The 12,984-nt window shown below is 55.4% G+C and carries 12 protein-coding genes; all 12 read right to left on the bottom strand.

Features of this window, described 5'->3' with window-relative positions:
* Positions 1-450 precede the first annotated feature (450 nt).
* Positions 451-1,266 carry a sporulation transcription factor Spo0A gene (gene spo0A / locus F1379_RS14285; protein ID WP_150270787.1) on the bottom strand — a complete coding sequence of 272 codons (816 nt, stop codon included), beginning with the start codon at positions 1,264-1,266 and terminating at the stop codon, positions 451-453.
* A gap of 209 nt (positions 1,267-1,475) precedes the next feature.
* A complete protein-coding gene (gene spoIVB, locus F1379_RS14280) occupies positions 1,476-2,609 on the bottom strand; it encodes a SpoIVB peptidase (protein ID WP_239004671.1) in 1,134 nt (377 codons plus the stop codon).
* Positions 2,610-2,723: 114 nt separating this feature from the next.
* A complete protein-coding gene (gene recN / locus F1379_RS14275) occupies positions 2,724-4,451 on the bottom strand; it encodes a DNA repair protein RecN (RefSeq protein WP_150270784.1) in 1,728 nt (575 codons plus the stop codon).
* Positions 4,452-4,500: 49 nt separating this feature from the next.
* Complete coding sequence (gene ahrC / locus F1379_RS14270) at positions 4,501-4,950, bottom strand: transcriptional regulator AhrC/ArgR (protein ID WP_150270782.1); 450 nt, start codon at positions 4,948-4,950, stop codon at positions 4,501-4,503.
* A gap of 30 nt (positions 4,951-4,980) precedes the next feature.
* A complete protein-coding gene (locus tag F1379_RS14265; protein ID WP_150270780.1) occupies positions 4,981-5,448 on the bottom strand; it encodes a hypothetical protein in 468 nt (155 codons plus the stop codon).
* A 106-nt stretch (positions 5,449-5,554) separates the two neighbouring features.
* Positions 5,555-6,433 carry a TlyA family RNA methyltransferase gene (locus tag F1379_RS14260; protein ID WP_150270778.1) on the bottom strand — a complete coding sequence of 293 codons (879 nt, stop codon included), beginning with the start codon at positions 6,431-6,433 and terminating at the stop codon, positions 5,555-5,557.
* Between the two features lie 54 nt (positions 6,434-6,487).
* On the bottom strand, positions 6,488-8,392 hold the full coding sequence (gene dxs, locus F1379_RS14255; RefSeq protein ID WP_150270776.1) for a 1-deoxy-D-xylulose-5-phosphate synthase: 1,905 nt from the start codon (positions 8,390-8,392) through the stop codon (positions 6,488-6,490).
* Between the two features lie 98 nt (positions 8,393-8,490).
* Complete coding sequence (locus tag F1379_RS14250) at positions 8,491-9,420, bottom strand: polyprenyl synthetase family protein (protein WP_150270774.1); 930 nt, start codon at positions 9,418-9,420, stop codon at positions 8,491-8,493.
* Positions 9,407-9,664: an exodeoxyribonuclease VII small subunit gene (xseB, locus tag F1379_RS14245; RefSeq protein WP_150270772.1), complete on the bottom strand. Its 258-nt coding sequence runs from the start codon at positions 9,662-9,664 to the stop codon at positions 9,407-9,409. Before xseB ends, F1379_RS14250 begins: the two co-directional genes overlap by 14 nt.
* Positions 9,642-11,018: an exodeoxyribonuclease VII large subunit gene (xseA, locus tag F1379_RS14240; RefSeq protein ID WP_150270771.1), complete on the bottom strand. Its 1,377-nt coding sequence runs from the start codon at positions 11,016-11,018 to the stop codon at positions 9,642-9,644. Before xseA ends, xseB begins: the two co-directional genes overlap by 23 nt.
* A 9-nt stretch (positions 11,019-11,027) precedes the next feature.
* Positions 11,028-11,885, bottom strand: coding sequence for a bifunctional methylenetetrahydrofolate dehydrogenase/methenyltetrahydrofolate cyclohydrolase FolD (gene folD, locus F1379_RS14235; RefSeq protein WP_150270769.1), 858 nt, complete (start codon positions 11,883-11,885; stop codon positions 11,028-11,030).
* Positions 11,886-11,973: 88 nt separating this feature from the next.
* Complete coding sequence (nusB, locus tag F1379_RS14230) at positions 11,974-12,420, bottom strand: transcription antitermination factor NusB (protein ID WP_150270767.1); 447 nt, start codon at positions 12,418-12,420, stop codon at positions 11,974-11,976.
* Positions 12,421-12,984 lie beyond the last annotated feature (564 nt).

Here is a 12,984-nt window from a genome sequence, read left to right as displayed (position 1 = left end):
AGTCTTTTCGGTTTTGTGAATGATTATGGAAATTGCTTTCCACATTGTTAACTAGAGTATATTTCCTTCATTTCCTTGAGATAGAAAATATACTGCAGGATATTACCGGTTTATTTTTTTGACAGCGACAATTTAGAAGCCTCCTATTGGATTCAAGATACATTGCAAACAAAAATTTTAGCGCCTGATCATAGCTCGCTAATGTCTTTCTAGATAAATTTTTTATGGAATAATAAAACATAAACTTTTCAATTTCAAATTCTAAATCCGTCAATAAAAAAACCGCCCTTCATTGGATTTGGAAAACCCAATAAAAAAGCGGAGTAGTTGGTATAATTAACAGAGGTTTATCGGTATAGATTAGTCCGTTCCCCATATTTAAACACTAATAGTTATTAGTGTAAACTAAACAATCACTGAAACCCTTTACGTATCTTGATCCTTACCCCTTCAAGAGACCTTATGCTCAATCCGCAGCTTGTCGGCTACCATGGCAATAAATTCCGAGTTAGTGGGCTTTGATTTGGAGATATTAATCGTATAGCCGAATAAGTGGGAGATGCTGTCGATGTTGCCCCGCGTCCAGGCGACCTCAATGGCATGGCGAATCGCCCGCTCTACGCGTGAAGGCGTTGTCTTGAATTTCTCGGCAATGGCCGGGTACAGCGTCTTGGTGATGGCACCGAGAATTTCGATATTGTTATAAACCATCGTGATCGCTTCCCGCAGGTATTGGTAGCCCTTGATATGAGCGGGTACGCCGATCTCGTGAATAATCGAAGTGATATTGGCATCCAGGTTCTTGCCCTTTGACAGCGGGACCACATTGCTTGAAGCCTTAGGCGTGAAGACCGCTGCGCCGGAAGAAGTGCTGATATTGCCGGGGCTGCCGACAAGCTGACGCACACGGTTGGCCAGAACCTCCATATCAAACGGCTTCAAAATATAATAAGACGCGCCAAGCTGCACAGCTCTTTGAGTGATGTTCTCCTGACCGAAGGCGGTCAGCATGATGATCTTCGGCTGCGGATTCAGGTCCATATCGCGCAGGCGTTCAAGAACGCCAAGTCCATCCAGATGCGGCATGATGATATCCAGAATTAGAACATCGGGAATTTTACGGGCAGAGCTCAGCATTTGCAGCACTTCTTCACCGTTATAGGCAATGCCGGTTACGGTCATGTCATCCTGTTCCGTAATATACTCGGCCAACAAATTCGTAAACTCCCTGTTATCATCGGCCAACAACACTTCAATATTCTGCACTGGCTGCTTCCTCCTTATTTATGTCTGTCTGTTTAGAACCTCATGGTTTTTAGCTCCTTTACGTTTTCGACACCGGGGTCAAAACTCCTTCTGTCGAAAATTATTTTTCTTTATTTTTTTTGAACATTGATTTATAATTAAATATTTTGTTTCATCTTTCGAGCTTTCTCACTTTGCTTCGACTTCCCTTCGACAAAAAAATCTTAAGGCTATACGGCCTTAAGATTGTAGGGGAATTGCTGTAGTGGGCTGGACACTCCGGAGTCCTTGAGCATCCATTCGATGAAGCAGCCGTAGCCGGATTTCGGATCATTCACGAATACATGCGTGACTGCGCCGATCAGGCGGCCGTTCTGGACAATCGGGCTGCCGCTCATTCCCTGCACGATACCGCCGGTCTTATCAATCAGGCGCGGATCGGTGATGCGCAGCACCATGCCTTTGGTGGCCGGAGACTGCTGGCGGGCCACATGAATGATTTCGACATTGAAACGCTCCACCTGCTGGCCGTCCACGACTGTCAGTATTTGCGCCGGGCCTTCCTTGACCTCATGGCTCATGGCCACCGGTATCGGCTTAGTATACAGGCTGTGCTCCGGATTGCGTGTCATTTTGCCAAAAATCCCGAAATCGGTGTTGCTCTCCACGTTGCCGAGAACCTGGCTCTCCTTGAGAAAGATCGCCCGCTTCTCTCCGGGATCGCCGTCCTGGCTCTTGGAGATCGAAGTTACGCTCGATTGGACGATGTGCCCGCTGCCGACCACAATCTTCGTCCCGGTATTCATATCCGTAATTACATGCCCCAGGGCGCCGTATACGCCCTGCTCCGGCGCATAAAAGGTCAATGTGCCCACTCCTGCGGCTGAATCACGGATATACAGGCCCAGCCGCCACACCTTGTCATTGCGGTCATATGCCGGTTTTAGTTTGGCTGTGTGCTCTTTGCCGTCCCGTTTGTAGAGAATGGAGAGCGGCTTGTCCGCCTTGCCGGCGCGTTCCACCAGCTTGGCAACCTTGGATACCTCATCAAGCTTGACACCGTTAATGGACACCATCAGGTCACCGGGCACAAGCCCGCTGTTCTCACCGGGCGAAAGCTTCACCTCGGGTGAGACCTCAACCAGATGATGGCCCACGACAAGCACACCGGCGGATTTCACCTTAACGCCGATGGTTTGGCCGCCCGGAATAACCTTGAGCGGCTCATCAAAGCTCTGTGCAGGCTTTGCAGGTGCATACTCCAGCGGTGCGGCAGAGGTCTGCTGGGGTCCCGCAATGCCTGTTAAGCTGAGAAAGAAGGCAAGTAAAAGGCCAGGCATAAACTTCCTGAGGTTTCGGTTCAATGGCTGTCACGCTCCCTTTTGCTTCTTTCGCTTGACGAAAAAGGTGGTCGCCAATTGCGTACCTATAAGATAACCTTGCCCCCAGGCTTTTATTACTGTCAATCATTGTCCCGCTTAACCCGCCGCCGCTTTGCTGGCCTCGGCCAGACCGAGCATTTCCTGGGCGTGATGCAGCGTCTTCTCGGTGATTTCCACTCCGCCCAGCATCCGGGCCAGCTCCATGACGCGGCCGTCCGGCGACAGGGATTCCACCTCGGTCATCGTGCGTCCGTCCTCGACCTTTTTGCGGATCAAATATTGATGATCAGCCATACAGGCCACCTGCGGCAAATGGGTAATGGAGAACACCTGGCAGGTGCCGGACAGCTTGTACAGCTTATCGGCAATCGACTGGGCCGCCCTTCCGCTGACGCCCGTGTCCACTTCATCAAAGATCAGCACGGGAATCGCATCATGCCGGGCGAAGATGCTCTTCATCGCCAGCATAATCCGCGACAGTTCCCCGCCGGAGGCGATTTTGCCCAGCGGCCGCAGCGGTTCCCCCGGGTTCGGGGAGATCATAAACTCGGCGCTGTCGATGCCCTGCCGGGTCAGCCGGTAACGCCGTCCTTCATATGCAATGCCGCGCGGGTCTTCCAGCGTGTCCATCTTGACCTGAAGCGAAGTGCGCTCCATCTGCAGATCCTTCAGTTCGCCCTCCACCTGTGACGCGAGGTCGGCCGCACATTGCCGCCGTGCTTCGCTGAGCGCCTCCGCCGCCTGCATCAGGGTCTCCAGCAGGCCGTCGCGTTTCACTGTCAGCTTGCTGACATACTCATCCTTATTCTCCAGGAGATCCGTCTCCCGGTTAATTTGTTCATAGTACGCCAAAATCTGTTCTACACTGTCCCCATATTTGCGGCACAAGCCGGTAATGAGGTCCAGCCGGTTCTCGATCTCCTCCAGGCGCACCGGGTTAAATTCAATTTCCTCACGGTAATCGCGCAGCTGAAAGGCGGCATCCTCCAATTGATAAAAAGCCGACTGCAGCTGGTCAAGCACCGAGCGCAAGCCCTTCTCATCGTAACGGACCGCATCCTCCAGCTTCGAGATAACATTGCCGATGGAATCCAGACCCTGCCGTTCATACAGCAGCTCGTAAGCTCCGGAGACGGAATCCATCATTTTCTCACTGTGGGATAGTTTGACCCGTTCTTCGGCAAGTAATTCATCCTCACCCGGTTTTAGCCTAGCCGCAGAGATTTCCTCTAACTGGAAGCGGTATAAATCAAGCATCTGGTAAGCCTTCTGGCTCGATTCCTGCAGCTCCCGCAGCTCCTTCTCAACCTTGGCGAACGCGGTATATTTCTCCTGATAATCGGCCTTGAGGGGTCCGATGACAGCCTCGCCGTAAGTATCCAGCAATCCCAGATGACGCTCGGGCTTCAGCAGATTCTGATGCTCATGCTGTCCGTGGATATTGACCAGCTGTTCGCCGATCTCCCGCAGCATGGTTAAATTGACCATTTGCCCGTTCACACGGGAAATGCTCTTGCCCTGCGATGTAATCTCGCGGCGGATCACCAGATGCTCCTCCGGCTGCGCGGAGATGCCCAGCTTCTCCAGCGTCTCCCATACAGGGTGCAGGGGCGGCAGGCTGAACAGCGCTTCCATTTCCGCCTTGTCGCAGCCGTAGCGGATGGAGTCCGCCGAGCCGCGTCCGCCGGCGATCAGAGCCAGCGCATCAATAATAATGGATTTCCCCGCCCCGGTCTCACCGGTAAGCACATGAAAGCCGGGATAAAACGATACATCCACACTCTCCACGACAGCGAGATTGCGGATCGACAATGTTTCTAACACGAATACAGCACCTCCGTAAAGACAAATGCCCAGCAGGCTGGATATATACTCAGGAAATGTACCCCATAATTTGTGATATGACCAACTGACTGTCCTCCGGCTGACGGCAAATAATCAGGATGGTATCATCGCCGGAGATGGTGCCCATAATCTGCGGCCAGTCAATATTGTCGATGAGCGCCGCCACCGAGTTAGCCGTGCCCGGCAGACACTTCATGACCACCAGATTGCCGGAGAAATCTATATGAACGAAATTGTCGACGAGCACCCGCTTCAGCTTCTGCACCGGATTATAGCGCTGATCTGTGGGAAGCGAATACTTATATCTTCCGTCATCCATGGGAACCTTGATCAGCAGCAATTCCTTGATATCGCGCGACACTGTAGCCTGTGTAACCTGAAAGCCAGCCTCCCGCAGCGCATCCACCAGTTCATCCTGCGTTTCAATTTCCTGCTGGGTAATGATTTCCCGTATTTTGATATGCCTGTGTCCCTTCATATTGCCTCCTGAATAGGTATAGTTTAAAGCTTAATCGGACTCTCCGTCGTCCCGGCCCAGCCTGATCAGATGTACGGCCGCGGCAGAGACGTCAACGTACAGCACCCCGCTGCATTCCGGATAGATCAGCAGATAAGGCAGAAGCGCATCCCGCAGACCGCTGCCTGTAAACTCCAGCATCTTGCGCGGACGCGACAGGATTACCAGATATAGCGAGTCTTCGTCTCTGGTGGCTACATAGTCGATAAAGAGCCTGCTGTATAACGAAGAGCCGTCGAGGCTAAAGACCAGCGGGATCTTCAGTTTCCCGCCGATCACTTCGTAACCAGCCTGCTCCAGAAGATCCAGAGCCGGATGCGGCTCAATCTCTTCATTCAGCGGAATCCGGTCCTTGAAATAGGAACCCGGGGATTTCTGCAGCCATACATAGATCCGGTAGATTACAAAAACCGCCGCCGCCAGAAGAATTAGCGCCGTCACCGCTCTGTCCGCGCTCACATTGGATCACCTCAAAGAATAGTTCGCGCGGCAGGCGGCATTCTCCTGCTGAACCACCCGGCGTGTCAGGCGATAAAACGCTTATAGCAGAAGCAACAAAAGAAACTCATCGTTTCTTCGATGAGTTTCCATTCGTATTCGCCGTAAATGTGGCGGCAGCCTCCTTAATGACGGCATCAGCCAAGGACGCAAAGGAATCAGCCGGAATACCGGCAGGCTCCCCTGCTGCCAATTCTTGCTCAGTCCGCAGCTGCCAATGGGCCAGAAATTCAATATTGCCCTCACCGCCGGTAATCGGCGAGAAGGTGAGACCCTGCAGCGTATAGCCGAGCTCTGACGCCATTCCCAGCACATTCAGCAGCACTTCCTTATGCACCGCCGGCTCGCGCACGACGCCGGATTTACCTACCTTCTCCCGCCCGGCTTCAAACTGCGGCTTGATCAGGGCCAGGATGTCACCCGGCCGGCCGAGCAGCGCCATAAGCGGCGGCAAAATAATCTTCAGCGATATAAAGGAAACGTCGATGCTGGCGACATCAGGAGCCGGGCCCTGCAAATCGCCGGGTGTCATATACCGGAAATTGGTACGCTCCATGACCGACACGCGTTCATCGTTACGCAGGCTCCAATCCAGCTGATTGTAACCGACGTCTACGGCATACACATGGATTGCCCCATTCTGCAGGGCGCAGTCGGTAAAACCGCCGGTAGACGCTCCGATATCGAGCATGACACGTCCGTCCATCGGAACGCCGAAGACGCGCAGCGCCTTCTCCAGCTTCAGCCCGCCGCGGCTGACATAAGGATGCACGGCGCCCTTGACCTTGAGCACCGAGCTGCGCAGAACCTTCATCCCGGCCTTCTCTATCCGCTCTTCATCCGCAAGTACCAGGCCGGCCATGATGGCGGCCTTGGCTTTCTCGCGGCTCTCATAAAATCCCTGCTCCACCAGCAGCACGTCAATTCGTTCTTTAGGGTGTTCCATGTTCATCTCCTGATTGTTTCCAAATGCGAACTTGTTGAATGGGTCCGCAGTGTTTTAGGAAAAAGAAGTCGTCTTATAGCTGAACTTGCTTTGCGCCTTCATGGTTTTGATGCGGGCGCACAGGGCCTCCGCCGTCAGTCCGGTCTGCTGGCGCTGTTCCTTGATCGAGCCATGCTCAATGAATACATCCGGCACGCCCATCAGATGGACGCGGGCATCATACAGCTCATGCTCCGCATAGAACTCCAGTACAGCGCTTCCCATGCTGCCGGCCTGGCTTGCTTCCTCCAGTACGACCATGCTGGTGCCGGCGCGGGCAAGGTCCAGCAGCATCTGGTGATCCAGCGGCTTGAGGAATCTGGCATTGACGACGCTGAGCTGAATGCCTTCGCGCTTAAGCTGGTCAGCCGCTTCCTCGGCCACCTGCACCATCGGCCCGCTGGCCAGGACGGCATAGTCGTCTCCCGGGCGCAGACGCTCCCAGGTACCGATCGGCAGAGACTTCAGCTCGCTGTCCAGTGTCACGCCGGTACCGTTGATCCGCGGATAGCGGTAGGCAATCGGTCCTTCATTGTAATCCAGCGCCGTCTTCATCATATGACGCAGCTCATTCTCATCCTTGGGCATCATCAGGACGATATTCGGAATATGGCGCATGAAGGCGATGTCATACACACCCTGATGCGTCTCCCCGTCGGCCCCGACGAAGCCGGCGCGGTCAATGGCGAATATTACATTGGCATTATGGCGGCAAATATCATGTACGATCTGGTCATACGCCCGCTGCATGAACGTGGAGTAGACAGCGTACACCGGCTTCATTCCCTCCATCGCCAAAGCCGCGCACAGCGTCGCGGCATGCTGTTCAGCAATGCCGACGTCGATCATGCGGTCCGGGAATTCCTTGGCGAACGGGAACAGGCCCGAGCCGCCCGGCATGGCCGGAGTTACGGCTACCAGACGTTTATCCTGGCGGCCAAGCTCAATCAGTGTCTGGCCGAACACATCTGTGTACATCGGGTTGCCGACAGCCTGCAGCACCTGTCCTGACTCGATTTTGTACGGAGAGATGCCATGCCATTTATACGAATCGGCTTCCGCCGGTTTGTAGCCCTTGCCTTTGGTGGTCAATACATGAACCAGCACCGGTCCGGCCACGTTATCCGCCTGATGGAAGGCATCGATCACCTTCTCCAGATCATGGCCGTCCACCGGTCCGAGATACGTAAAGCCCAGTTCCTCGAACAATACACCGGGCACCATCATATATTTCAGGCTGTCCTTCAGACGTTCGGCTGTCTTGGCAAGCTTGCCTCCGATGGCCGGAATCTTCTTCAAAAGTCCCTCGACCTCATCCTTGGCCCGCAGGTAATGGCGGTCGGAGCGGATTTTGCTCAAATAATTGTGCATCGCTCCGACATTCGGCGCAATCGACATTTCGTTGTCATTCAGAATAACCATCAGCTTGCGCTTCTCATGGCCGATATGGTTCAGTGCTTCAAAGGCCATACCGCCCGTCAGGGCACCGTCGCCGATGATTGCGATAACCTTATTGTCCTCGCCCTTCATGTCACGGGCCATTGCCATCCCCATCGCCGCCGACAGTGAAGTGCTGCTGTGTCCGGCTTCCCAGACATCATGCTCGCTTTCATTGCGTTTGACGAAGCCGCACATCCCGCCATTCTTGCGCAGGGTGTCGAACCGGTCTTGGCGGCCGGTCAATATTTTGTGTACATAAGCCTGGTGGCCCACATCGAAGATCATCTTGTCCCGCGGACTATCGTAACAGTAATGCAGGGCCAGCGTGAGCTCCACTACTCCCAGATTCGAGGCGAGATGTCCTCCCGTAACAGACAGCTTCTCGACCAGAAACCTGCGGATTTCATCCGCAAGGGTAGCCAGCTCCTCGATGGACAAGGATTTTAGTTGTTCAGGATTATTGATTTGTGGAAGCAGCACGAGAATTTCCCCGCTTTCCTGGATGTTGTAAAATATAAACCCCATTATAACACAAACTAAACGGCTGTCGAAACACAGCCGTTCATGTAGACAAGGCTTCAGTGGTCCCTTGCCATTAAATATTCGGCAATCTCCAGCAGCCGCGAAGGATCGGTGAACCCCCCGGCGAGCACTGCGGAGCGAGCAGCTTCGGTAAGACGCTTGACCTCTTCGCGCGAAGCCTCCAGCCCGATAAAGTAAGGATACGTAACTTTATGCTGGCGGATATCGCTGCCGGTCTGCTTGCCCAGCTTGCCTTCGTCGCCGATCAGATCAAGAATATCGTCCTGAATCTGGAAGGCCAGTCCGATGCCGGTGCCGAATTCGCGCAGCGCCGCAAGCTGCGCTTCATCTGCCCCGGCGATTCTTCCGCCGGCCAGCAGCGAGAATATAATAAGATCGCCGGTCTTGTGCAGATGAATATACTGCAGCTGTGACAGATCGGTCAGACCCTGCTCGCCTTCCATGTCGGCGATCTGCCCGCCGACCATGCCGCGCGGTCCGGCCATTTCGGCCAGCTCCTCTACGATGGCCAGCACCTGCTCCGCCTGAACGCCATAGCGCCGCGAAGCTTGTACCACACTGTAGAAGGCATGGGTCAACAGCGCATCTCCGGCAAGGATCGCCGCCGCTTCACCGAACACCTTGTGATTCGTTGGCTTGCCGCGCCGGTAATCGTCATTGTCCATGGCCGGCAGATCGTCATGGATCAGCGAATAGGTATGCACCATTTCGATGGCGGCTGCGACCGGCAGCGCCGCCTCACGGCGGCCCCCCAGCGCTTCGCAGGCAGCGACGACAAGCAGCGGACGCAGCCGCTTGCCGCCGGCCTTCAGGGAATAGTTCATCGCTTCCTTCAGATTGCCGGGAACCTCCCAGGCGGCCGGCAGCGTATGCTCCAGCTCCTCCATGACGAGTGCGCCGATCTCTGTGATATACTGCTCCAGTGCAGGACGCGCAGCGGATGCTTCATGCTCAGAACGGCTCATCGGCATCTCCTTCCAGCTTGGTGCCGAACGGTTTCTTGCGCAATTCTCCGTCTTCCAGCGCAATCATCTCAATCTTGCGCTCCACCTGCTCCAGCTTGCTGCCGCACAGCTGGGACAGCTTCATGCCCTGCTGAAACAAATCGATTGCCTTCTCCAGCGGGACGTCGCCGTGCTCCAGCTCGCGCACTACCGCCTCCAGCTGCTCCATCGCCTGCTCAAAATCAAGCTCCGTTTCCTTCGCCATCTGTCTTGCCATCCTCCTTTATGCCCCATACCTGGCAGCTTAACTGTCCGTCGCTTAATTTAATATTGACCAAATCGCCGAGGTTCACTTCCTGCAGCGACTTGATGAGATGCTCTTCCTGCTCGTCATAGACCAGGCTATAGCCGCGCGACATTACCTTCAGAGGGCTGAGCGCATCCAGATGCCGCAGCTCAGCCACATAGCGTGACCGTTTGCCGGCCAGCACCGTCTGCATGGCCGCCGTCAGCTCGCGCTGCAGGCTCTCCGCCTGCCTGCGCGCCGCATTCACGCTGCTGCGCGGGTGGAACCGCTGCAGGCTGTGATGCTGCACCGCCAGGCGCTCGCGCGCGCTGCGGTGGCGCATCTGCGCCGCGCGCGACAGCCCCGCGCGCAGCATGTCCAGCCGCTGCGCGTGCTGCGCCAGCTGGCGGCTCGGGCCCGCCAGCGCAAGCGACCGGCGCAGCGCGGCCAGGCGCTCGCCGCCCCGCTGCGCGCGGCGCGTCAGCGCGTGGCGCAGCCGCTCCTCGGCGGTGCGCAGCTGCGCGGCGAGCTCGGCGGCCAGCGGCACAGCCAGTTCGGCCGCCGCCGTCGGGGTCGCCGCCCGCAGATCGGCGGCGAAATCGGCGATCGTGAAGTCGGTCTCATGACCGACGGCCGAGATCACCGGAATGCGCGAGGCCGCAATCGCCCGGGCCACGGGCTCTTCATTGAAGGCCCAGAGCTCCTCCAGGGAGCCGCCGCCGCGCCCGACAATCAGCACGTCGGCTTCGCCCATCGCATTCAGCGTCTCGATGGCCTTCACGATGGAAGGCGCCGCACCCTTCCCCTGTACCAGCACGGGATAGAGCACCACTGGCACCTGCGGATACCGCCGCTGCAGCGTGATGATAATATCCCGCACGGCTGCTCCGGTCGGGGAGGTAACCACCCCGACGCAGCGCGGAAAGCGCGGCAGCGGACGCTTGCGCTCTGCCGCGAACAGCCCTTCCTGCTCCAGCTTCTGCTTGAGCTGCTCATAGGCCATGTACAGGCTTCCAATGCCGTCCGGCTGCATATGGGTCGCGTAGAACTGGTACTGGCCGTCCCGCTCGTAGACGGTGACGTTGCCCCGGGCAATGACCTTCGTTCCTTCCTTCGGAACGAAAGGCAGCCGCTGGTTATGCGAGGCGAACATAATCGCCTTGATCCGGCTGCTCTCATCCTTCAGCGTGAAATACATATGTCCGCTGCCGTGATGGGTAAAGTTTGAAATTTCCCCGCGGATCCAGACATCGGAGAGTAAAGTGTCCGAATCAAGCTTCATGCGGATATACCGGTTAAGCTCCTTGATTGAATAAACCTGCCGCTCCGCCATAAGCCGGACCTACTCCAGGCCGTGGCGGCGTTTGGCCGCAGTCAGCGTATTTTGCATCAGCATGGTGATGGTCATCGGGCCGACGCCTCCGGGAACCGGGGTAATATGGCCTGCTACTTCCTTCGCACTCTCATAGTCCACGTCTCCGGCCAGCTTGCCGGTCTCCAGACGGTTCATCCCCACATCAATAACGATGGCACCCGGCTTTACAAAAGAGGCATCAATCATGTTGGCCCGGCCGATGGCAACGACAAGGATGTCGGCCTGACGGCACAGCTCGGCCATATTCTGCGTGCGGGAATGGCACATGGTCACGGTCGCGTTCTCGCGCTGCAGGAGCAGGGAGACCGGCTTGCCGACAATGTTGCTGCGTCCGATTACCACGGCATGCTTGCCGGAAATATCGGTGCCTGTCCGCTTGATCAGCTCAATGCAGCCGGCAGGCGTACAAGGCAGCAGGCTGTCGTCTCCAATGACCAGGTTGCCGACATTGACCGGATGGAACCCGTCTACATCCTTCTCGACAGCGATGGCGTCGATGACTGCCTTCTCTTCAATATGCTTTGGAAGCGGCAGCTGGACGAGAATCCCGTCGATATTGTCCCGGCGGTTCAGCTCGTCCACCAGCGCCAGCAGCTCCTCCTGGGAGGTGGCGGCATCCAGCCGGTGTACCTCGGAATGAAAGCCTAGCTCGATGCAGGATTTCTCCTTATTGCGGACATAGACCTGCGAAGCCGGGTCCTCGCCGACCAGAACGACAGCAAGACCGGGCTGTACGCCGCGGCCGGCAAGCTCTTGCACCTCACGGGCAATTTCCACGCGAATCTCTTCGGATACCTGTTTACCGCTGATAATAGCTGCTGTCATTGGTTGTCTCTCTCTCCTTTGGGGATCTGTAGTTAGTCGATGTTATTAAGTGAAAGGCGGCGCGAAACCGTCCTGCGGGTCCTTGCAATCAGCGGTTCTTCAGGGTGTCGAGCTCCTGAATCATTTTGCCGAGTACGCCGTTGACGAATTTGCCGGAATCATCGGTGCCGAAATGCTTGGCCAGCTCAATTGCTTCATTGACCGCTACCTTGGCCGGCACATCGCTAGCAAATACCATTTCGAAGGTCGCCAGGCGCAGGATTTGCCGGTCAACGCGCGACAGACGGCTCATCTGCCAGCCCTTGAGGTAATGCTCAAGCATATCGTCAATCGCCGCTTTGTGCTCCCACACGCCGCCTACATGCTCCAGCACATACGCCTTCAGCTGCACTTCATCCGTAATGACGCGTTCGGTTTCGTTCTCTTCGCCTGCTTCTTCAAGCAGCATTTCCACGGCCTCCGCACTGTCCACTTCATTCATTTCCATCTGGTACAGGCTTTGCACCACCAGTTCTCTTGCTAAACGTCTTTTCATGTAATCCTCCTAAATGGTCTAACTTGCTTATATGGACCTATCCTTGTTTCCTGAATCTGCTCGCTAAAAGCTAAATTTCATGAATTAACGGACACAGATGCTGTTATTCCCGCCGCAGCGGTTAATCTATGCGCTGCTGCGTCCAAATCAGCGCACCCCGGGTCCGTTACAGAACTAAAAATGCTTAATGGCGGAAGATAAACGCATCTGTGTCCGTTATGCTGAAGTGATGGCGAAGCTTTTGTTCAACAAACGCAGGCGTCTCAGCACGCTAGACTTGATCGCAGCAAATTGTTGCTATGCACCTGCTTTGCGAGTAAGGCTGGAGACGCCCGCACATACAGTCCTTAGATTTGGCTTGGTCAAGGTACCAGGCTCCTCTTTGCCCGTACGTAACCAGTTTAGTTGGATATTCGTCACCTAATTTCACCCAATTGAAGAATTTTGCGAATCTAATTGGATAACCGCCACTTAATACGGGCGCTAAGAAGCCATTACCTCCATATCGCCCACATTAGGTGGCGGAAATCCAACTAGATCGATAAACCCCCTCATAATGGCAGA

Source organism: Paenibacillus tepidiphilus (assembly GCF_008635795.1).
GTDB lineage: Bacteria > Bacillota > Bacilli > Paenibacillales > Paenibacillaceae > Paenibacillus_AQ > Paenibacillus_AQ tepidiphilus.
This window is presented reverse-complemented; position numbering and strand designations above follow the sequence as displayed.

Bases quoted from the DNA above. Each gene is read 5' to 3' on its own strand.
- ahrC (WP_150270782.1), bottom strand. From the start codon at position 4,950: ATGAAGGGACACAGGCATATCAAAATACGGGAAATCATTACCCAGCAG.
- F1379_RS14260 (WP_150270778.1), bottom strand. From the start codon at position 6,433: ATGGAACACCCTAAAGAACGAATTGACGTGCTGCTGGTGGAGCAGGGA.
- F1379_RS14250 (WP_150270774.1), bottom strand. From the start codon at position 9,420: ATGAGCCGTTCTGAGCATGAAGCATCCGCTGCGCGTCCTGCACTGGAG.
- xseB (WP_150270772.1), bottom strand. From the start codon at position 9,664: ATGGCGAAGGAAACGGAGCTTGATTTTGAGCAGGCGATGGAGCAGCTG.
- xseA (WP_150270771.1), bottom strand. From the start codon at position 11,018: ATGGCGGAGCGGCAGGTTTATTCAATCAAGGAGCTTAACCGGTATATC.
- folD (WP_150270769.1), bottom strand. From the start codon at position 11,885: ATGACAGCAGCTATTATCAGCGGTAAACAGGTATCCGAAGAGATTCGC.
- nusB (WP_150270767.1), bottom strand. From the start codon at position 12,420: ATGAAAAGACGTTTAGCAAGAGAACTGGTGGTGCAAAGCCTGTACCAG.